Here is a 20,082-nt window from a genome sequence, read left to right as displayed (position 1 = left end):
ACGTCATGACCACCGCGACCTGGCTGCTGTTCGCCGCCGGGTTCCTGGTCGCCCTGGTGCTCCTCTGGACGGTCTGGACGCTCACTCGCCTGCGCCGGCTGGCCGGGCGGGTCCGCCGGGCGAGGGAGGTGCTCGACGCCGGGCTGCTGCGCCGGGCCGAGCTGGGGGCCGCGCTGGCCCGGGAACGCGCCGACGACCTCGGTGCCGACCTCGCCGGTGCCCTGGCCGCGGCCGCGGCCGGGGCCCGGGCACCGTCGGCCGGGGACCGGGAGGCCGCCGAGAACGCGCTCGGCCGGCTGCTCCGCCGGGTCCCCGCTGAGGTGCTCCCCTCGGAGCTCGAGGACGCCGGCATGCGGGTGGGCCTGGCCCGGCGGTTCTACAACGACGCCGTCCGGGACACCCGGACGCTGCGCCGGGGGCGGCTGTCCCGGGTGCTGCGGCTGCACGGCGACCGTCCGCTGCCCCGGTACTTCGACATCGACGACGGCCTGGACGCGGTGCTCACCGGTCCGGGCTCCGGCACCGCACGGCCGGTTGGCTGATCCGCCGTACGCTGGGACGTCCCCTCCCGCCGGTCCCCGGCCCGACGACCTGCGAGGCAGCAGCATGTCCCTGAACCACAGTGAGCCCACCGGCACCGGCACCGAGCGCGTCAAGCGCGGGATGGCCGAGCAGCTGAAGGGCGGCGTCATCATGGACGTCGTCACCCCCGAGCAGGCCAAGATCGCCGAGGACGCCGGCGCGGTCGCGGTGATGGCCCTGGAGCGGGTGCCCGCCGACATCCGCGTCGAGGGCGGCATCGCCCGGATGAGCGACCCCGACATGATCGAGGGCATCATCGGCGCGGTCTCCATCCCGGTGATGGCCAAGGCCCGGATCGGCCACTTCGTCGAGGCGCAGGTGCTGCAGGCGCTCGGCGTCGACTACGTCGACGAGTCCGAGGTGCTCACCCCGGCCGACGAGGCGCACCACATCGTCAAGAGCGCGTTCACCGTGCCCTTCGTCTGCGGCGCCACCGACCTCGGGGAGGCACTGCGCCGGATCTCCGAGGGCGCGGCGATGATCCGCTCCAAGGGCGAGGCCGGCACCGGCAACGTCGTCGAGGCCACCCGGCACATGCGGGCCATCCGGGCCGGCATCAAGCGGCTGGGCACCCTGGACGAGACCGAGCTGTTCGTCGCCGCCAAGGAGCTGCGGGCGCCGTACGACCTCGTGGTCGAGGTGGCCCGCACCGGTGCGCTCCCCGTCGTCCTGTTCACCGCCGGCGGCATCGCCACCCCGGCGGACGCCGCGATGATGATGCAGCTGGGCGCCCAGGGCGTCTTCGTCGGCTCGGGCATCTTCAAGTCCGGCGACCCGGCCCAGCGTGCTGCCGCGATCGTGCAGGCCACCACCTTCTTCGACGACCCCGACGTGATCGCCAAGGTCTCCCGCGGGCTCGGTGAGGCCATGGTCGGCATCAACGTCAGCACGCTGCCGGAGAGCGAGCAGTACGCCAAGCGCGGCTGGTGACCCCGCCGACGATCGGGGTGCTCGCCCTGCAGGGCGACGTCCGCGAGCACCTCGCCGCGCTGCGGGCGGCCGGCGCCGAGGCGCGGCCGGTGCGCCGGCCCGGTGAGCTGGCCGAGGTCGACGGGCTGGTCCTGCCCGGCGGGGAGTCCACCACGATGGCCAAGCTCGCCGGGCGGTTCGGCATGCTGCAGCCGCTGCGGGACGCCGTCCGCGCCGGGCTCCCCGCCTACGGGTCGTGCGCCGGGATGATCCTGCTGGCCGACACGGTGCTCGACGCCCCGGCCGACCAGGAGACGATCGGTGGCCTGGACGTGACGGTGCGCCGCAACGCCTTCGGCCGGCAGGTCGACTCCTTCGAGACCGAGGTGCAGCTGGCCGGGGTCCCCGGGCCGCCGCTGCACGCGGTGTTCATCCGGGCGCCATGGGTCGAGGAGGCCGGGCCGGACGTCGAGGTGCTCGGCCGGGTGGAGGGCGGACCGGCCGACGGTAAGATCGTCGCCGTCCGTCAGGGCCGGCTGGTGGCCACCAGCTTCCACCCCGAGCTGACCGGGGACACCCGGGTGCACGCTCTGTTCGTGGAGCTGGTGCGGGAGGTCGTGGAGCTGGTGCCGGAGGCAACGGCGATGAGGGCACGAGACCATGCGAGCAGTGCCGGCGCCGGAGCGGACGCGGGCAGTGAGGGGAGAACGTCGTGAGCGGGCATTCCAAGTGGGCGACGACCAAGCACAAGAAGGCCGGCATCGATGCCAAGCGCGGCAAGCTCTTCGCCAAGCTGATCAAGAACATCGAGGTCGCCGCGCGCACCGGCGGTGCTGACCTGTCGGGCAACCCGACGCTCTACGACGCCGTGCAGAAGGCGAAGAAGAGCTCGGTGCCCAACGACAACATCGACCGCGCGGTCAAGCGCGGCGGTGGCCTCGAGGCCGGCGGGGTCGACTACCAGGGCATCACCTACGAGGGCTATGCCGCCGGCGGCGTCGCCGTGCTGATCGAGTGCCTCACCGACAACAAGAACCGGTCGGCGATGGAGGTGCGCACCGCGATGACCCGCAACGGGGGGAACATGGCCGACCCCGGTTCGGTCTCCTACCTGTTCTCCCGCAAGGGCGTCGTCGTGGTCCCCGCGACCGGCACCACCGAGGACGACGTGCTGATGGCCGTGCTGGACGCCGGCGCGGAGGAGGTCCGCGACCTGGGCGACACCTTCGAGGTGGTCTGCGAGCCCACCGACCTGGTCGCCGTGCGCACCGCCCTGCAGGACGCCGGCATCGACTACGACTCCGCCGACATGGGCTTCCTGCCCAGCGTGCAGGTCGAGCTGGACGCCGACGGCGCGGGCAAGGTCTTCCGGCTCATCGACGCCCTCGAGGACCTCGACGACGTGCAGAACGTCTACGCGAACTACGACGTCTCCGACGAGGTCATGGAGTCCATCGACGCTTAGGCCCCCTCCGGTCGTGGCCTGAGCTCGCGAAGGGCTCGTGGGAGGGGGTCCTTCTGCCTGCTGCCCCCCACCACTCGCAGGCTCGCGGCGGGTCCCTGCAGCAGGGCCGTTCCAGCCCGTCACCAGCGTGTCGGAGGCGGGTGCGTTCGACCTCGGCGGTTAGCGTGGTTCGAACACGTGTTCGCGTCGGCTGGTGGAGGTCCTCATGCGGGTGCTCGGCATCGACCCGGGGCTCACCCGGTGTGGGTGGGGCGTGGTCGAGGGGCGCCCCGGTGCTCGACCGGTGGCCCTGGGGGTGGGCGTCGTCCGCACCTCGCCCGACCTCGACCTGGAACTGCGTCTGCTGGAGGTGCACACCGCCGTGACCGCACTGCTGCGCGAGCACCGGCCCACCGCGGTCGCCATCGAGCGGGTGTTCACCCAGAACAACAAGGGGACGGCGACCGGCACCGCGCAGGCAGCCGGCGTCGCCGCCCTGGCCGCGGCGCAGGCCGACGTGCCGGTCGCCTGGCACACGCCCAGTGAGGTCAAGGCCGCCATCTCCGGCAACGGCCGCGCGGACAAGGACCAGGTCACGATGATGGTCACCCGGGTCCTCGGGCTCGCCACCGCGCCCAAGCCCGCCGACGCCGCCGACGCCCTGGCGCTGGCCGTCTGCCACGTGTGGCGGGGGCCGGCGCAGCAGCGGCTGCGGGTCGCGGCCCTGGCCGGCGGCATCGGCGCCCCCGTCCGGCCGGCGACGCTGCCCCGCTGGACGGGGGTGACGCCCCGATGATCGCCTCGGTGAACGGCCGGGTGGCCGCGGTCTCGCCCGACGGCGCGGTCGTCGAGGTCGGTGGCGTGGGGCTGTCCGTGCAGTGCACCCCCGGCACGATCGCCCGGCTGGCGGTGGGGGAGCAGGCCCGACTGTCGACCAGCCTGGTGGTCCGCGAGGACTCCCTCACCCTCTACGGCTTCGCCGACGACGACGAGCGCCAGCTGTTCGAGCTGCTGCAGACCGCCAACGGCGTGGGCCCCCGGCTCGCCCAGGCGGTGCTGGCCATCCACCCGCCCCGCGAGGTGCGCCGGGCGGTGTCGATGGGCGACCTGAAGGCGCTGATGCAGGTGCCCGGGATCGGCAAGAAGGGCGCCGAGCGGCTGGTGCTGGAGCTGCGCGACCGGCTGGGCACGACGACGTCGGACACCTCGCTGGACGGCCCGCCCGTCGCCGGTCTCGGCGCGGTCACCCCGGTGGCCCCCTGGCGGGACCAGCTCACCGCGGCCCTGGTCGGGCTGGGCTGGTCGAGCCGGGAGGCGGACACCGCGCTCTCCGCCCTCGAGCCGGTGGCCGAGGAGCAGCAGCTGGCCGGCGGCGTCCAGGTCGCGGTCCTCCTGCGCCAGGCGCTGCAGATCCTGGGCCGGTCGTGAGCACCCCGTTCGACCGCGGGCTGTCCGCCGCCGACGCCGGGCCGGGCCGGTTCCCCGACGACGCGGTCGACCCCCGGGCCGGCGACGAGGAGCGGGTCGTCGAGTCGGCGCTGCGCCCGAACTCGCTGACCGACTTCATCGGCCAGCCCAAGGTCGCCCGCCAGCTCGACCTCGTGCTGGAGGGCGCCAAGCGCCGCGGCCGGCCGCCGGACCACGTGCTGCTCTCCGGCCCACCCGGGCTGGGCAAGACCAGCCTCGCGCTGATCATCGGCACCGAGCTCGGCACCGCCGTGAAGATCACCAGCGGACCGGCGATCGAACGCTCCGGCGACCTCGCCGCGATGCTGTCCAACCTCGGCCCCGGTGACGTGCTGTTCATCGACGAGATCCACCGCATCGCCCGGCCGGCCGAGGAACTGCTCTACATGGCGATGGAGGACTTCCGGGTCGACGTCGTCGTCGGCAAGGGGCCGGGTGCCACGGCGATCCCGCTGGAGATCCACCCGTTCACCCTGGTCGGCGCCACCACCCGCGCCGGGCTGCTGACCGGGCCGCTGCGCGACCGGTTCGGCTTCGTCGGGCAGATGGAGTTCTACGAGGTCGCCGACCTGGAGCGGGTGCTATCGCGCAGCGCCGACCTGCTGGGGGTCCACCTCACCGACGACGGCTCGGCGGAGATCGCCGGGCGCTCCCGCGGCACCCCGCGGATCGCCAACCGGCTGCTCCGCCGGGTCCGCGACTACGCCGAGGTGCGGGCCGACGGCCGGATCACCCGGGACGTCGCCCAGGCGGCGCTGGCCCTCTACGACGTGGACGACCTCGGGCTGGACCGGCTGGACCGGTCGGTCCTCGAGGCCCTCGTCGTCCGCTTCGGCGGTGGACCGGTGGGGGTGGCCACCCTCGCGGTGGCCGTGGGGGAGGAGCCGCACACGGTCGAGGAGGTCTGCGAGCCGTTCCTCGTGCGGGCCGGGCTGCTGGCCCGCACCTCGCGCGGGCGGGTGGCGACCGAGGCGGCCTTCCGTCATCTCGGGCACACCGTGCCGCGGGGCGGCCTGCCGCTCAGCGGCCTCACAACCGACCCGCCGTCGGACACACCGTCGTCACAGACCCTCTTCGACGCATAGACTCCTCGGCGCTGGCGCGCAACCCGGCTGCAGCCGGGGCGCCCCGCCCCGGAGCCACCCTGCGCAGGCGGGCGTGCGCCGGCGCCGATGTACCCGAGCGGCCCGATCCCGGGCCGCACCCACCGCGCGACTCGCTGCGGTAGAGAGGCTCACCCGTCGTGGAACAGTTCTTCCCGTTGATCCTGCTCGTCCTGGCCTTCGGCCTGCTGATCGTGCTGCCCGCCCGGCAGCGCAAGAAGCTGCAGGCGAAGGCCGAAGCGCTGCAGTCCTCACTGACCGTGGGCACCCCGGTCATGCTGACCAGCGGGATCCACGGCACGGTCGCCTCGCTCGGCGAGGGCACCGTCGGCCTGGAGGTCGCCCCGGGGGTCGTCATCACCGTCGCCCGCCCGGCGGTCATGGAGATCCGCCAGCCGGCGTCCGGCGCCGTTCCGCCCGAGGGGGCCACCGGCACCATCGACGGCGACGGCAACCCCACCGACCGCACCCGCTGAGCCGGGTCGACGCATGGCCGCCCGTCAGCTCCCCGCCCGCCGGTACTTCGCGGCGTTCCTCCTGATCGTCGCCGGGCTGTACTCCCTGGTCTTCCTCACCGGCGACCAGCGCACGCCGCAGCTCGGTCTGGACCTGCAGGGCGGGACGACGGTGACCCTCGCGGCCCGCACGCCCGACGGTCAGGCGCCCGACCCCGAGGACCTCGACCTCGCCCGCGAGATCATCGAGCAGCGCGTCAACGGCCTGGGCGTCGCCGAGGCCGAGGTCGTCACCGAGGGCAACAGCAACATCGTCATCTCGGTGCCGGGCGAGGACGGCGACCAGGCCCGTGAACTGGGGGCCACCGCGCAGCTGCGCTTCCGTCCGGTGCTCGTCGGTCCCGAGCCGGCCGCTCCGGCCACGGACCCGGCTGCCACGGACCCGGCCGCCACGGACCCGGCTGCCACGGACCCGGCAGCGACCGACCCCGCGGCGACCGACCCGGCGACCGACCCCGCGGCCACGGACCCCGCGGCCACCGAACCTGCTGCTGCCGACCCGGATGCACCCGTCGTCACCCAGGAGGAGGCGCTCGCCGAGTACGCGACGCTCACCTGCGACACGACGACCACCGAGGTCGACCAGCCCGGGTCCTACATCGCCGCGTGTTCCGACGACGGCACCGCGAAGTTCCTGCTCGGGCCGGCGGTCATCGAGGGCACCGACGTCGCCGACGCCACGTCCGGCACGGAGGTCGGCACCGGTGAGTGGGTCGTCAATCTCGACTTCACGTCCTCGGGTTCGGCCGCCTGGGCGGAGTACACGACGGCCAACGTCGGCAACAACGTGGCGATCACCCTCGACGGGCGGGTCGTCTCGGCGCCGACGATCAACTCGGCCATCGTCGGTGGCACCACCCAGATCACCGGCAGCTTCGACCAGGCCGCCGCCACCGAGCTGGCCAACCAGCTCCGGTACGGCGCCCTGCCCCTGACGTTCAGCCAGGCGACGGCCCAGACCATCACCACCGAGCTGGGCAGCGAGCAACTGCGCGCCGGGCTCATCGCCGGTGGGATCGGCGTCGCGCTCGTGTTCGTGTACGCGCTGCTCTACTACCGCCTGCTCGGCCTGGTGATGATCGCCAGCCTGGTGCTGTCAGCGGTCGTGGTCTACGCCAGCCTCGTGCTGCTGAGCCGGGAGATCGGCTTCGCGCTGAGCCTCGCCGGGATCGCCGGCTTCATCGTGTCCATCGGCATCACGGCCGACTCGTTCGTCGTCTACTTCGAGCGGCTCAAGGACGAGGTGCGCGAGGGGCGCAGCCTGCGCAGCGCCACGCCGCGGGCCTGGGTGCGGGCCCGCCGGACGATCCTGTCCGCCGATGCGGTGAGCTTCCTCGCCGCGGCCATCCTGTACTGGCTGGCCATCGGTGACGTGAAGGGCTTCGCGTTCACCCTGGGCCTGTCCACGGTGCTCGACCTGATCGTCGTCTTCCTCTTCACCCACCCCCTGATGGTGGTGCTCAGTCGGTTCAAGGGGTTCGGGACGAACCGCTTCTCCGGCCTGGGCCGGGTGGACCACAGCCGGCGACCGGTCCAGCCGTCACGGAGCGAGCGCGAGCTGGTCGGCGCCGCCACCGGCAGCAGCAGCACGAACGGGAGCAACCGATGACCCCCCGCGACCGCACCGGCGCCGACGGCGTCGGCCCCCAGGGCCACGGCCTGGGAGAGGACGCGCCGGAGGCGCAGGGCCCGGAGGTGCGCCCGGCGGCTCCTGCCCCGGACGCCACCGCCCCCGACGCCACCGCCTCCGACGCCACAGACCCGGACGCCACAGACCCGGACGCCACAGCCCCGGACGCCACAGACCCGGACGACACTGCCGGGTCGGTGGACCAGTCGGCCGGCGAGGAGCTGGACGGCGAGGAGGTCGACGACACCGACGTCCGCGACGAGGCGGCCGGTGACAGCACCGGCGACCAGGCGCTCGCCGATGCCGGGCTCCCCGCCGAGGGGACGATCCCGGGTGCCGCCCGGGCACGCCCCCGGGCGTCCCTGGCGCACCGGCTCTACAACGGCGAGGTCGGCCTCGACGTGGTCGGCCGGCGGCGCTTCTGGTTCCGGGTCACCGCCGTCGTGATGCTGCTGTGCGTCGCGGCGATGGTGTTCCGCGGCTTCAACTTCGGCATCGAGTTCGCCGGCGGGAACAGTGTGCGGGTGCCGGCCACCAGCGCCGAGCTCGGCGAGGTCCGCGAGGCCGCCGAGGACGCGGGAGCCCAGGTCTCCAGCGCCCAGGTGGTCGGTGGCGACTCCGTCCTGCTGCGCACCAGTGCGCTGGACAACGAGACCGAGACGGCCGTGGTCGCCGCGGTCGCCGACGCTGCCGGCGTCGACCCCTCCGAGGTCAGCCCGCAGTCGGTGAGCGCGGACTGGGGCGGCAACGTCACCAACCAGGCGCTGATCGCGCTGGCCGTCTTCCTGGTCGCTGTGGTGGCGTTCCTCGCCGTGCGGTTCCGGCCGACGATGGCGATCGCCGCCATCGTCGCGCTGCTGCACGACATCGTCGTCACTGCGGGGATCTACGCACTGATCGGCTTCGAGGTCTCGCCCTCGACGGTCATCGGGCTGCTGACGATCCTGGGCTTCTCGCTCTACGACACCGTCGTGGTGTTCGACAAGGTCGACGAGAACACCAAGGACCTCGACAAGAGCGCCCGATCGACCTACGGCGAGGCCGCGAACCTCGCGGTGAACCAGACGCTGATGCGCTCGATCAACACCTCGGTCATCGCGCTGCTGCCGGTGGCCGGGCTGCTGTTCGTCGGCGCCGGGCTGCTCGGGGCCGGCACGCTGAAGGACCTCGCCCTGGTCCTCTTCGTCGGTCTGGCCGCCGGCACCTACAGCTCCATCTTCCTGGCCACGCCGGTGCTCGCCGAGCTGGAGGAACGCCGGCCCGAGCAGCAGGCGCTGCGCCGGCGGGTGCTGGCCCGCCGGTCGGCCGAGGCCCGCCAGGGCGGTGCGCGGGTCGACGCCCCCGTGGCGACGGCCCGGCGGGGGAGCGGGGCCACCCGTCGCAGCGCGGTGGCGGTCGCCGAGCGGGAGGAGGCCCTGCCGAGCCAGCCGATGGCCGACGTGCAGATCGAGTCGCCGGCCTCGGTGCGCCCGAGCGCCCGGGGCGGGACCACGACCCCCCGGCCCGGTCAGCGGCCGAGCCGGCCGGGGCAGGGGCAGCGCCCGGCAGGTCGGAAGCGACGGTGAGCGCCGTCCAGGACGGTGAGCTGCCGATCGAGGAGCTGATCGCCAGCTTCTCGGTGGACGTGCCCGACTTCCCCGAGCACGGCGTGCTGTTCCGGGACCTGACGCCGGTCTTCGCCGATGCCGGGGCGTTCCGGCGGGTCGTCGACGCGCTCACCGAGCCCGCCGACGTCGACCCGCGGGCGGCTGCGCTGGGCCGGGCCGACGGCGGGCCGGGCTTCGACGTCGTGGCCGGCGTCGAGGCGCGGGGCTTCCTTCTCGCGGCCGCCGTCGCCCTGGACGCCGGGACCGGCGTCCTCCCGGTGCGCAAGGCGGGCAAGCTGCCCCGCGAGGTGGTCTCGGCCGAGTACGTGCTGGAGTACGGGACGGCGACCCTCGAGCTGCACGCCGACTCGATCACCCCCGGCCAGCGGGTGCTGCTGGTCGACGACGTCCTGGCCACCGGCGGCACGCTGGCGGCGGCCATCGCGCTGGTCGAACAGCTCGGCGGGGTGGTCACCGCGGTCGCCGTCGTGGTGGAGCTCATGGCCCTCGGCGGCCGGGAGCGGCTGTCCCCGCACCCGGTGCACGCGCTCTGGCGGGTCTGAGCCCGACCTCACCCCATCCCGGGTGAGCGCGGGGGGCGCGACCCGGTGGGGCGCGGCTAGCATGGGCAGGGTCTACCTCCTCAACAGTGCAGGAGCACCCGTGGCCTCTGACGTCGTCGCACCGCAGACGTCCGGCGCGCCCGCCGTCGAGGAGGCGCCGCCCCGCGTGCCGCTGCCCGAGCGGCCCGCCGTCCGTCGCCCCGACGACGTGGCCCCCGAGCCGGGCGGGGAGGCCGAGACCGCGCCCCGCCGCCGGGTCCGCGACCGGCTGGCCCGGCGGATCGTCGCCGGTCAGCGCTCCACCGGCATCCGTCCGGTGCTGGAGCCGCTCTCGGTGCTGCACCGGCAGAGCCACCCGAAGGCCGACCTCGCCCTGCTGCAGCGCGCCTACGACGTCGCCGAGGAGGCGCACGCCGAGCAGAAGCGCAAGAGCGGCGACCCCTACATCACCCATCCGCTCGCCGTCGCCACCGTGCTCGCCGGCCTGGGCATGGACACCACGACGCTGGTCGCCGCCCTGCTGCACGACACGGTCGAGGACACCGGCACCACGCTGGAGTCGATCACCGCCGACTTCGGCCCCGAGGTGGCGCACCTCGTCGACGGCGTCACCAAGATCGACAAGGTCAAGTTCGGGGACGGCGCGCAGGCCGAGACGATCCGCAAGATGATCGTCGCGATGTCCCGCGACCCGCGGGTGCTGGTCATCAAGCTCGCCGACCGGCTGCACAACATGCGCACGCTGCGCTTCCTCCCGCCGGAGAAGCAGGAGAAGAAGGCGCGCGAGACGCTGGAGATCCTCGCCCCGCTGGCCCACCGGCTGGGCATGAACACGATCAAGTGGGAGCTCGAGGACCTCGCCTTCGCCACCCTCTACCCCAAGCGGTACGACGAGATCGTGCGGCTGGTGGCCGAGCGGGCGCCGTCCCGGGACACCTACCTGGCCGAGGTCACCTCGGCGGTGACCGAGCAGCTCAAGGCGGCCAAGATCGAGGCCGCCGTCACCGGGCGGCCCAAGCACTACTACTCGATCTACCAGAAGATGATCGTCCGCGGCCGGGACTTCACCGACATCTGGGACCTGGTCGGCATCCGGATCCTGGTCGAGTCCGTCCGGGACGTGTACGCCGCACTCGGCATCATGCACGCGCACTGGCAGCCGGTACCCGGCCGGTTCAAGGACTTCGTGGCGATGCCGAAGTTCAACATGTACCAGTCGCTGCACACCACGGTGATCGGCCCGCAGGGCAAGCCGGTGGAGCTGCAGATCCGCACCCACGACATGCACCGCACCGCCGAGTACGGGATCGCGGCGCACTGGAAGTACAAGGAGAAGGCCCGGGCCGCGGGCGGCAAGGCCGACCTCACCCCGGCCCCGGGCGCCCCGGGCGACGACATGCTGTGGCTGCGCCAGCTGCTGGACTGGCAGCGCGAGGCGCAGGAGCCCGGCGAGTTCCTGGAGACGCTGCGCTACGACCTCGGTCCGCAGGAGGTCTTCGTCTTCACGCCCAAGGGCGACGTGATCAGCCTGCCGGGGGAGTCGACCCCGGTCGACTTCGCCTACGCGGTGCACACCGAGGTCGGGCACCGGTGCATCGGCGCCCGGGTCAACGGCAACCTGGTGTCCCTGGACAGCCGGCTGTCCAACGGCGACGTCGTGGAGGTGTTCACCTCCCGGTCGCCGAGCGCCGCCCCGTCGAAGGACTGGCTGACCTTCGTCGGCAGCTCCCGGGCGCGCACCAAGATCCGCCAGTGGTTCACCAAGGAGCGTCGCGAGGACGCCGTCGAGGCGGGCAAGGACGCGCTGACCAAGGCGATGCGCAAGGCCGGCCTGCCGCTGCAGCGCCTGCTCGGCGGGGAGTCGCTGGCCACCCTCGCCGCCGACCTGCACTACCCCGACGTCAGCGCGCTGTACGCGGCGGTGGGGGAGAACCAGGTCTCGGCGCACTCGCTGGTCGAGAAGCTGATCACCGCGCTGGGCGGGTCGGAGGGCGCGGCCGAGGACATCGCCGAGACGGCGATCCCGACCAAGCGCACCGTCGCCCGCACCGCCAGCGGCGACCCGGGCGTCGTCGTGCACGGCATGACCGACGTGTGGGCCAAGCTCGCCAAGTGCTGCACGCCGGTGCCCGGCGACGAGATCCTCGGCTTCGTGACCCGCGGTGGCGGCGTGAGCGTGCACCGCACCGACTGCACCAACGCCGCGGACCTGCAGGCCAAGCCCGAGCGGCTGGTCGAGGTCGACTGGGCCTCCCAGCCCGGCGCGGTGTTCCTGGTCGCGATCCAGGTGGAGGCGCTGGACCGGCACCGGCTGCTCTCCGACGTCACGCGGGCGCTGGCCGACGAACGGGTCAACATCCTCTCCGCCTCGGTGCAGACCAGCCGCGACCGGGTGGCGATCAGTCGGTTCACCTTCGAGCTGGCCGACCCGGCGCACCTGGGCGCGGTGCTGCAGACCGTTCGCAACGTCGATGGCGTGTTCGACGTGGAGCGCGTCACCGCCTGATGGACGTCCGGGGGGTCGACCCGCGGGACGTGCGCTGGGAGGTTGATCAGCCGGGGTACCGGGTGTACTTCTGGACCGACTCGGCCGACCCGGTGGGCATGCGAGTCTGCGACGAGTACGAGCTCACCGGTCCCGACGTGGCCGCGGCGTCGGTGCTCGCCTGGGCCGCCGAGCAGGCGGGAGAACGCCGCGCCGACTGGTTCGAGGTGTTCGTCGTCGTCGACCACGTGCCCGGCGACCGCGGGCTCGTGCGGCTCACGCCGTCCCGTTGACGGCCGGGCCGACGGTCGGTCAGCCGAGGCGGGTGGCGACGACGGCGTACAGCGGGTCGCCGACGCCCGGTGGGGTGCGCAGCGTGATCGTCGGCTCGGTGAACCGCCCGCTGCGCCGCACCAGCTCGGCGACGACGGCCCCGTGCTGCTGGTCGTCGGTGGCCAGCCAGCCGTGGACGGCCTTGGTGGGGAAGCAGCGGTTGGAGAAGGTGACCGCCAGCCGGCCGCCGGGGCGCAGGACCCGGCCCACGTCGGCGAGCACCTCGACGGGCCGGGTGAGGTAGTCGATCGACACGCAGCACACCGCGGCGTCGACGTCGTCGTCGGGCAGCGGGATGCGCGGGTCGGCGTTCAGGTCGTGCACCAGCCGCTGCGTGGCCGCCGGGTTGGCGGCCAGCTCCTCGTCGTTCATGCCGAGCACCACGAGCTCGGCGGGGGGCGTGCGGAAGTGCGACACCCACGAGGACATCAGGTCCAGCACCCGCGTCGGCCGGGGCGCAGCGCCGTCGATGCCCAGCTCGGAGTACAGCTCACCGACGGCGGTGATCGCGCCCTCGTCGATGTGCGTGACGAGCCGGGGCCGGTCGTAGAACCCGGCGTCCGGCCCATCGTCGCTGCGGTCGAAGAAGCCCGGCGGGAAGCCGGCGTACGGGTCGGCGTCCATCGCGCCTCAGTGTGCGGGCGGCGGCGTCGCCCCGCGAACGGTCAGGGTGCGGCGACGGTCGTCGACTCGATCGTCACCGGCTGGGCCGGCGGACCGTCGGAGGCGCCACCCTCGATGCCGGCGGCCGCGATGGCGTCCAGCGTCGCCAGCCCGGCCTCGTCGATGGTGCCGACGACGGTGTAGTCCGGCTGCAGCTGGCTGTCGGCGTAGACCAGGAAGAACTGGCTGGCGTCGGTGCCCTGCCCGGCGTTGGCCATCGCCAGCGTGCCGCGGGGGTAGGTCTCCGAGCCGGTCACCTGGGTCGGGAAGTCGTAGGTGGGGCCGCCGGTGCCGGTGCCGCTGGGGTCACCGCACTGCAGCACGCTCAGGCCGCCGCTGGTCAGCCGGTGGCAGGGCGTGTCCTCGAAGAAGCCCTGCTCCGCCAGGTAGACCATGCTCGCCGAGGCGCAGGGGGCGTTCGCCTGATCCAGGGTCAGGCCGATGTCACCGGCGGAGGTGGCCAGCGTCAGGTCGGTGGTGCCGGCCGCCGGGACCTCGGCCGGCGGGATGCCGACGTCGGTGAGGGTCTCGCTGCCGGAGGTGTCCGGGACGAAGTCGCAGGTCCCGTCGCTGCCGTCGACGACCGGGGCCGCGGTGGTGGCCTCGGGGGTGGCCGTGGCGTCCGCGGGCTCGTCGTCGCCCAGGCCGATGACGATGAAGACCGCCCCGGCCACGGCGAGGACGGCCAGGACGGCCACCCCGATCAGGGTGTTGCGCCGGCGCTTCTGGGCGATCTCCTCGCGGCGCTCGAGCTGCCGCTGCAGCCGTCGCTGCGCGGCCTGACGACGCTGCTTGTTGGTCGGCACTCTTCTCGGGCTCCTCGGGCTCTGCGCTCTGCCGCCGGCGGCGCGCGGCCCGGGCCGCGTGCCCACACCGCGGTGTGTGTCGAGTGCGGAGTGTAGGTGGGTCGTCTGTCCGGACCCTGGGAGCGCCAGGTGGGTGGATCCCGCCCGCGTAACCTGCACGGGTGCTCATCCGCTCCTTCCCCGCCGGCGCGTTCGGCACCAACTGCTACGCCGTCGCCTCCGGGCCCGGGCAGGAGTGCGTCGTCGTCGACCCGGGGATGGACGCGGTCGAGCCGCTGGCCCGGATGCTCGCCGACGACGGGCTCAAGCCGGTCGCCGTCGTGCTGACCCACGGCCACCTCGACCACACCTTCTCCGTGCTGCCGGTCTGCTCCGGCTACGACATCCCCGCCTACCTGCACCCCGAGGACACCGGCATGCTGTCGGACCCGGCGCGCTGGCACGGTCCGCAGCTCGCCCCGCTGATCACCGGCGTGCAGCTGCCGGACCCCGCCGACGTCCTGCCGCTGGCCGACGGGACGACGATCTCGCTGGCCGGCGTCGACCTGACCGTGCGGCACGCGCCGGGGCACACCCGGGGCTCGGTGGTCTTCTCCCTGGACCTGGGGGAGGCCCCCGGCCTGCTCGCCGGTGACGTGCTCTTCGCCGGCTCGGTCGGCCGGGTCGACCTCCCCGGCGGCTCGTGGGAGGACATGCTCGGCTCGCTGCGCGACGTCGTCCTGCCGCTGGACGACGAGACCGTCGTCCTCCCCGGGCACGGCCCGGCCACCACGATCGGGCGCGAACGCGCCACCAACCCGTACCTCGCGGAGGCCGCGAGTGCGCCGAAGGGACGAGGACTCTGATGACCGAGCCCATGCGGGCTCCGAAGGGCACGTTCGACACGCTGCCCCCCGACTCGGCGCAGTTCCTCGCCGTCCGCGACACCCTGACCGCGCCGCTGCGCCGGGCGGGCTACGGCTACATCGAGACGCCGACGTTCGAGGACACCGCGGTGTTCTCCCGCGGGGTGGGGGAGTCCACCGACGTCGTCTCCAAGGAGATGTACACGTTCACCGACCGCGGTGGCCGGTCGCTGACGCTGCGGCCCGAGCTCACCGCCGGGCTGATGCGGTCGTTCATCGAGCACCGGCTCTACGCCGGTGCCCTGCCGGTGAAGCTGTGGGCGGTCGGGTCGGCGTTCCGCTACGAGCGCCCGCAGGCGGGCCGCTACCGGCACTTCACCCAGGTCGACTGCGAGGCCCTCGGCGTGGACGACCCGGCGCTGGATGCGGAGATCGTGGCGCTGGGCGTGCAGGGGTTCCGCGACCTGGGCCTGCGCGACTTCGAGCTGCTGCTGACCTCGCTCGGTGACGCCACCTGCCGTCCGCAGTACCGCGAGCTGCTGGTCGACTTCCTGGCCGAGCTGGACCTGGACGAGGACACCCGGCGCCGGGCGGAGATCAACCCGCTGCGGGTGCTCGACGACAAGCGGCCCGAGGTGCAGGCCCAGCTGGACGACGCCCCGCTGATGGTCGACCACCTCTCCGACTCCACCAAGGCCCACTACGACGCCGTCCGTGAGCACCTCACCGACCTCGGTGTGAGCTGGACGGAGGCGCCCCGGCTGGTGCGTGGGCTGGACTACTACACGAAGACGACCTTCGAGTTCGTGCACTCCGGGCTCGGCTCCCAGTCGGCGATCGGTGGCGGCGGCCGCTACGACGGGCTGTCCGCGGCCCTCGGCGGGCCCGACCTCTCCGGCATCGGCTACGCCGTGGGTGTCGATCGCACGCTGCTGGCGGTGCAGGCGGAGGGGCTGGACGTCGTGACGTCCTCCGGCGTGCAGGCGTTCGTCGTCCCGCTGGGCGCGGAGGCCAAGCGGCTAGCGGTGAAGCTCGTCGGGCAGCTGCGGGAGGCCGGGGTCTCCGCCGACACCGTCTACGGCGACCGCGGGCTCAAGGGCGCGATGAAGGCCGCCGATCGGTCCGGTGCCTCGCACGCGGTGGTGCTCGGTGACCGCGACCTGGCCGAGGGGGTGGCCCAGCTGCGCGACCTGCGGTCGCACGAGCAGGTCGCCGTCCCCCTGGCCGAGCTGTTCGACCGGGTGCGTGCGACGGTGAGTGCGTGACTGTGACCGATGGGATCGCCGAATCCGCCAACACGCCCCTCGAGACCCGGCCGCTGGGCCGCACCGGCGCCGACGTCTCCGTCGTCGGCCTGGGCACCTGGCAGCTGGGCGGTGACTGGGGGAACGTCTCCGAGGACGACGCCGCCGCCGTCCTCGACGCCGCGCTCGACGCCGGCGTCACGCTGCTGGACACCGCCGACGTCTACGGCGACGGCCGTTCCGAGGAGCGCATCCGCAAGGCGTTGGCCGCCCGGGGCGAGCGCCCCTTCGTGGCCACCAAGGCCGGCCGCCGCGCCGACCCGTTCGCCGCGGAGACCTACACCCCGGAGAACCTGCGCGCCTGGATCGACCGGAGCCGCCGCAACCTCGGCGTCGACACCCTGGACCTGGTGCAGCTGCACTGCCCGCCGCCGGCCGTCTACTCCGACGAGCGGGTCTACGAGACCCTCGACGCGCTGGTCGAGGAGCAGGCGATCGCGGCCTACGGCGTCTCGGTCGAGACCGTTGCCGAGGGCCTGACCGCCCTGCAGCACCCGGGCGTGCAGTCGATCCAGGTCATCCTCAACGTCTTCCGGCGCAAGCCGCTGGAGCAGCTGCTGCCCGCCGCCCAGCGCGCCGAGGTCGGCATCCTGGCCCGGGTGCCGCTGGCCAGCGGGCTGCTGTCGGGGAAGTACTCCACCGACACGACCTTCGCCGCCGACGACCACCGGAACTTCAACCGCAACGGTGAGGCCTTCGACGTCGGCGAGACCTTCGCCGGGGTGCCCTTCGAGGTCGGTGTCGCCGCCGCCCGCGAGGTCGCCGAGATCGCCGGCCCCGACGTCACCACCGCGGCCTTCGCGCTGCGCTGGGTCATCGACCAGCCGGGCGTCACCACCGTGATCCCGGGCGCGCGGAACGTGCAGCAGGCGCTGGGCAACGTCGCCGCCGCAGCGCTGCCGCCGCTGAGCGCCGGCCAGCTCGCCGACCTCGAGCGCGTGTACGACGAGCGCATCCGCGCCCACGTGCACGACCGCTGGTGACCACCTCCTCGCTCCGCACCCCCTGAGACAGCGCACCTCCTGAGAAAGGCACTCCCTTGCTCCGCACCCACGACGCCGGCACGCTCCGCGCGACCGACGCCGGTTCCACGGTCACCCTCGCCGGCTGGGTCGCCCGCCGGCGCGACCACGGCGGGGTCGTCTTCCTCGACCTGCGTGACGCCTCGGGCTACGCCCAGGTCGTCGTCCGCGAGGAGGAGGCGCACGCGCTCCGCAACGAGTACTGCGTGCTCGTGACCGGTGACGTCCAGCGGCGTCCGGCCGGCAACGAGAACGCCGAGCTGCCCACCGGGGAGATCGAGGTCGTCGCCAGCACGCTGCAGGTGCTCTCGGCGTCCGCGCCGCTGCCGTTCCCGATCGAGACGGCGCAGGCCGCCGGCGACGACGTCCGGTACGCCCACCGCTACCTGGACCTGCGCCGCCAGGGTCCGGCGTCGGTGCTGCGGCTGCGCAGCGAGGTCAACCGGATCGCCCGCGGCGTGATGGCCGGCCACGGGTTCGTCGAGGTGGAGACGCCGTCGCTGACCCGCTCCACCCCCGAGGGCGCCCGGGACTTCGTCGTCCCGGTGCGGCTGCAGCCGGGGCACTGGTACGCCCTGCCGCAGTCACCGCAGCTGTTCAAGCAGCTGCTGATGATCGGCGGGCTGGAGCGGTACTACCAGATCGCCCGCTGCTTCCGGGACGAGGACTTCCGGGCCGACCGGCAGCCGGAGTTCACCCAGCTGGACTTCGAGATGAGCTTCGTCGACCGGGACGACGTGCTCGCGATCGCCGAGGACGTCATCCGGGCGCTGTGGCAGGAGCTGGCCTCCTACGAGGTGCCGGAGATCCCGCGGATGACCTACCGCGAGGCGATGGACCGGTTCGGCTCCGACAAGCCCGACCTGCGCTTCGGCATCGAGCTCACCGAACTGACGTCGTACTTCGCGGACACGCCGTTCCGGGTGTTCCAGGCGCCCTACGTCGGCGCGATCGTGATGCCCGGCGGCGGCTCGCAGCCGCGGCGGGCGTTCGACGCCTGGCAGGACTGGGCCCGCTCGCGGGGCCACAAGGGCCTGGCGTACGTGACCATCGCCGAGGACGGCACGCTCGGCGGTCCGGTCTCGAAGAACATCTCCGAGTCCGAGCGGGCCGGCCTGGTCGAGGCCGTCGGGGCACAGCCCGGGGACTGCGTCTTCTTCGCCGCCGGCCCCCGCCGCGGTGCCCAGGAGCTGCTCGGGGCCGCGCGCAACGAGATCGCCAAGCGGCTCGAGCTCATCGCCCCCGGGTCCTGGTCGTTCCTGTTCGTCGTCGACTTCCCGATGTTCGAGGAGACCGAGGACGGCGACTGGACCTTCATGCACCACCCGTTCACCTCGCCCACCCCGGAGTGGCGGGAGCGCTTCACCGAGGACAAGGGCGCGGCGCTGTCCGACGCCTACGACCTGGTCTGCAACGGCAACGAGCTGATGAGCGGCTCGGTCCGCATCGCCGACGCCGCACTGCAGGAGCGGGTGTTCCAGACCCTGGGCATGACCCAGGAGGAAGCCCGGGCGCAGTTCGGCTGGTTCCTGGAGGCCTTCGACTACGGCCCGCCGCCGCACGCCGGTGCGGCCATCGGCTGGGACCGGACGGTGGCGCTGCTGGCCGGCGTCGACTCGATCCGGGAGGTCATCGCCTTCCCGAAGACCGGCGCCGGCTTCGACCCGCTGACCGGTGCCCCCACGCCGATCACCGCAGCCCAGCGCACCGAGGCCGGGATCGACGTCGATCCCGACGCCGAGCCGGCCCCGGGCGAGCCCGGCGCCCCCGGCCCGACCGACCCGTCCAAGAAGTGACCGTGGGTTGATCATCGGCGAGTGGTTGCTCGCACCAGCGTGTCGGGCGACCACTCGCCGATGATCAACTCTGCTGAGGCCGCCAGCCGCGGCTGAGCAGGGCGCGGCGGGTCCGGTCGACGACGACGTGCGGACGGAGCAGGTGCGTCCGCGCGAACCGGAGCACAAGCCACCCGTCCGCGGCCATCAGCGAGTACCGGTCGACGTCTCGGGCGAACTGCTCCGGGTCGGCGTGCTGCCGTCCCTCGTACTCGAGCAGCAGCTTCCACTCGCGGTACCCCAGGTCGCCGTGCGCCACCTCGCGGCCCCGTCGGTCGGTCACCGGCACCTGGGGTTCAGGATCGGGCAGGTCGCTGACGACCAGCCAGTACCGCATCACGCTCTCCGGTCGGGACTGGGCCAGCGGGCTGAGCAGCGGGGCGCAGGCGCGGGCCCGCACCACGCCGCGCACCCGGTCGGCGCGCTCAAGGCGCGCGTCGAGGCGTGCTCTGTCCAGATGGCCGGCGCGCAGCAGGGCGTCTCCGACGGCCACCAGTTCCTGGGGTGGGAGCACGGCAGACACGTCCAGGAAGGTCTGCGCCCCTGAGGTGATCCGGAGGCCCCGGTCCAGGACCACGTCCTCGGCCTCCAGTCGTCGACCGTGCACCACCAGTCCCGCGTGCTGGGGGAGCACCCGGCGCGGGGTCAGCGCGACATGTGGGCGGGGTGGCGCGGGTATCGGCGCCCCGAGCAGCACAGCGGCCGTCTGGTGGCTGAAGGCGGCGTCCGCCGGCAGCACGGTGGACAGCAGTCCGAGTCTCTCGCGTTCGTCGATGGCGTCGTCGAGACGCACCACCACCCCATGTGCCAGTCGGACGAAGGAAGGTCCGCGTAGGACCGACCGGCTGAGGCCAGCGGAACGTGCGGTGGCTGTAGTGAAGAGCTGCGGTGCCATGCCTAGCACCGTCAGCGCTGCCCCCGCTCAACGGGAGTGCCTCCGTGCATCTGTGGACCCGCCGTGCTCCTGTGGACGGCGCCGTCCCGGCGGCT

At 73.4% G+C, this 20,082-nt stretch carries 20 protein-coding genes; 17 read left to right on the top strand and 3 right to left on the bottom strand.

Going from position 1 to position 20,082, the window contains the following annotated elements:
• The first annotated feature begins 5 nt into the window (after positions 1-5).
• The 13 genes from O2W16_RS00780 (at position 6) to O2W16_RS00720 (ending at position 12,577) form a co-directional block, all read left to right on the top strand.
• Positions 6-542, top strand: coding sequence for a hypothetical protein (locus tag O2W16_RS00780; RefSeq protein ID WP_269156893.1), 537 nt, complete (start codon positions 6-8; stop codon positions 540-542).
• Positions 543-606: 64 nt separating this feature from the next.
• Positions 607-1,512 carry a pyridoxal 5'-phosphate synthase lyase subunit PdxS gene (pdxS, locus tag O2W16_RS00775; RefSeq protein ID WP_269156892.1) on the top strand — a complete coding sequence of 302 codons (906 nt, stop codon included), beginning with the start codon at positions 607-609 and terminating at the stop codon, positions 1,510-1,512.
• On the top strand, positions 1,509-2,207 hold the full coding sequence (pdxT, locus tag O2W16_RS00770; RefSeq protein ID WP_269156891.1) for a pyridoxal 5'-phosphate synthase glutaminase subunit PdxT: 699 nt from the start codon (positions 1,509-1,511) through the stop codon (positions 2,205-2,207). The genes pdxS and pdxT overlap by 4 nt, the downstream gene beginning before the upstream one ends.
• A complete protein-coding gene (locus O2W16_RS00765) occupies positions 2,204-2,956 on the top strand; it encodes a YebC/PmpR family DNA-binding transcriptional regulator (protein ID WP_269156890.1) in 753 nt (250 codons plus the stop codon). The genes pdxT and O2W16_RS00765 overlap by 4 nt, the downstream gene beginning before the upstream one ends.
• A gap of 193 nt (positions 2,957-3,149) precedes the next feature.
• Positions 3,150-3,731 (top strand): crossover junction endodeoxyribonuclease RuvC, encoded by a 582-nt coding sequence (ruvC, locus tag O2W16_RS00760; RefSeq protein ID WP_269156889.1) that lies wholly within the window; start codon positions 3,150-3,152, stop codon positions 3,729-3,731.
• Positions 3,728-4,363: a Holliday junction branch migration protein RuvA gene (gene ruvA / locus O2W16_RS00755; protein WP_269156888.1), complete on the top strand. Its 636-nt coding sequence runs from the start codon at positions 3,728-3,730 to the stop codon at positions 4,361-4,363. The genes ruvC and ruvA overlap by 4 nt, the downstream gene beginning before the upstream one ends.
• Entirely contained in the window at positions 4,360-5,487 is a 1,128-nt protein-coding gene (ruvB, locus tag O2W16_RS00750; RefSeq protein ID WP_331253720.1) for a Holliday junction branch migration DNA helicase RuvB, read from the top strand. Before ruvA ends, ruvB begins: the two co-directional genes overlap by 4 nt.
• A 158-nt stretch (positions 5,488-5,645) precedes the next feature.
• On the top strand, positions 5,646-5,981 hold the full coding sequence (gene yajC, locus O2W16_RS00745) for a preprotein translocase subunit YajC (RefSeq protein ID WP_269156887.1): 336 nt from the start codon (positions 5,646-5,648) through the stop codon (positions 5,979-5,981).
• Between the two features lie 13 nt (positions 5,982-5,994).
• Entirely contained in the window at positions 5,995-7,629 is a 1,635-nt protein-coding gene (gene secD, locus O2W16_RS00740) for a protein translocase subunit SecD (protein ID WP_269156886.1), read from the top strand.
• Complete coding sequence (gene secF / locus O2W16_RS00735; protein WP_269156885.1) at positions 7,626-9,215, top strand: protein translocase subunit SecF; 1,590 nt, start codon at positions 7,626-7,628, stop codon at positions 9,213-9,215. Before secD ends, secF begins: the two co-directional genes overlap by 4 nt.
• On the top strand, positions 9,212-9,799 hold the full coding sequence (locus O2W16_RS00730) for an adenine phosphoribosyltransferase (protein ID WP_331253719.1): 588 nt from the start codon (positions 9,212-9,214) through the stop codon (positions 9,797-9,799). Before secF ends, O2W16_RS00730 begins: the two co-directional genes overlap by 4 nt.
• A gap of 100 nt (positions 9,800-9,899) precedes the next feature.
• On the top strand, positions 9,900-12,305 hold the full coding sequence (locus O2W16_RS00725) for a RelA/SpoT family protein (protein ID WP_269156884.1): 2,406 nt from the start codon (positions 9,900-9,902) through the stop codon (positions 12,303-12,305).
• Entirely contained in the window at positions 12,305-12,577 is a 273-nt protein-coding gene (locus tag O2W16_RS00720; RefSeq protein ID WP_269156883.1) for a hypothetical protein, read from the top strand. The genes O2W16_RS00725 and O2W16_RS00720 overlap by 1 nt, the downstream gene beginning before the upstream one ends.
• Before the next feature lie 19 nt (positions 12,578-12,596).
• Here the strand turns inward: O2W16_RS00720 and O2W16_RS00715 are convergent, their stop codons facing one another.
• Positions 12,597-13,241: a class I SAM-dependent methyltransferase gene (locus O2W16_RS00715; RefSeq protein ID WP_269156882.1), complete on the bottom strand. Its 645-nt coding sequence runs from the start codon at positions 13,239-13,241 to the stop codon at positions 12,597-12,599.
• Between the two features lie 41 nt (positions 13,242-13,282).
• A complete protein-coding gene (locus O2W16_RS00710; protein ID WP_269156881.1) occupies positions 13,283-14,086 on the bottom strand; it encodes a peptidylprolyl isomerase in 804 nt (267 codons plus the stop codon).
• A gap of 161 nt (positions 14,087-14,247) precedes the next feature.
• Here O2W16_RS00710 and O2W16_RS00705 point away from each other — a divergent pair, with 161 nt between their 5' ends.
• The 4 genes from O2W16_RS00705 to aspS are packed head-to-tail and all read left to right on the top strand — an operon-like array spanning position 14,248 to position 19,053.
• Complete coding sequence (locus tag O2W16_RS00705) at positions 14,248-14,931, top strand: MBL fold metallo-hydrolase (protein WP_269156880.1); 684 nt, start codon at positions 14,248-14,250, stop codon at positions 14,929-14,931.
• Positions 14,931-16,196: a histidine--tRNA ligase gene (hisS, locus tag O2W16_RS00700; protein WP_269156879.1), complete on the top strand. Its 1,266-nt coding sequence runs from the start codon at positions 14,931-14,933 to the stop codon at positions 16,194-16,196. Before O2W16_RS00705 ends, hisS begins: the two co-directional genes overlap by 1 nt.
• A complete protein-coding gene (locus tag O2W16_RS00695; protein ID WP_269156878.1) occupies positions 16,193-17,218 on the top strand; it encodes an aldo/keto reductase in 1,026 nt (341 codons plus the stop codon). The genes hisS and O2W16_RS00695 overlap by 4 nt, the downstream gene beginning before the upstream one ends.
• A 56-nt stretch (positions 17,219-17,274) precedes the next feature.
• The gene (aspS, locus tag O2W16_RS00690; RefSeq protein WP_269156877.1) at positions 17,275-19,053 is read left to right on the top strand and encodes an aspartate--tRNA ligase; all 1,779 of its coding nucleotides are present in this window, start codon (positions 17,275-17,277) and stop codon (positions 19,051-19,053) included.
• A gap of 64 nt (positions 19,054-19,117) precedes the next feature.
• On the opposite strand, the gene O2W16_RS00685 is transcribed toward aspS, so the two are convergent.
• Positions 19,118-19,885 (bottom strand): DUF559 domain-containing protein, encoded by a 768-nt coding sequence (locus tag O2W16_RS00685; RefSeq protein WP_269156876.1) that lies wholly within the window; start codon positions 19,883-19,885, stop codon positions 19,118-19,120.
• Positions 19,886-20,082: the final 197 nt, after the last annotated feature.

This window comes from Modestobacter sp. VKM Ac-2984 (genome assembly GCF_026967985.1).
Taxonomy (GTDB): domain Bacteria; phylum Actinomycetota; class Actinomycetes; order Mycobacteriales; family Geodermatophilaceae; genus Modestobacter.
This window is presented reverse-complemented; position numbering and strand designations above follow the sequence as displayed.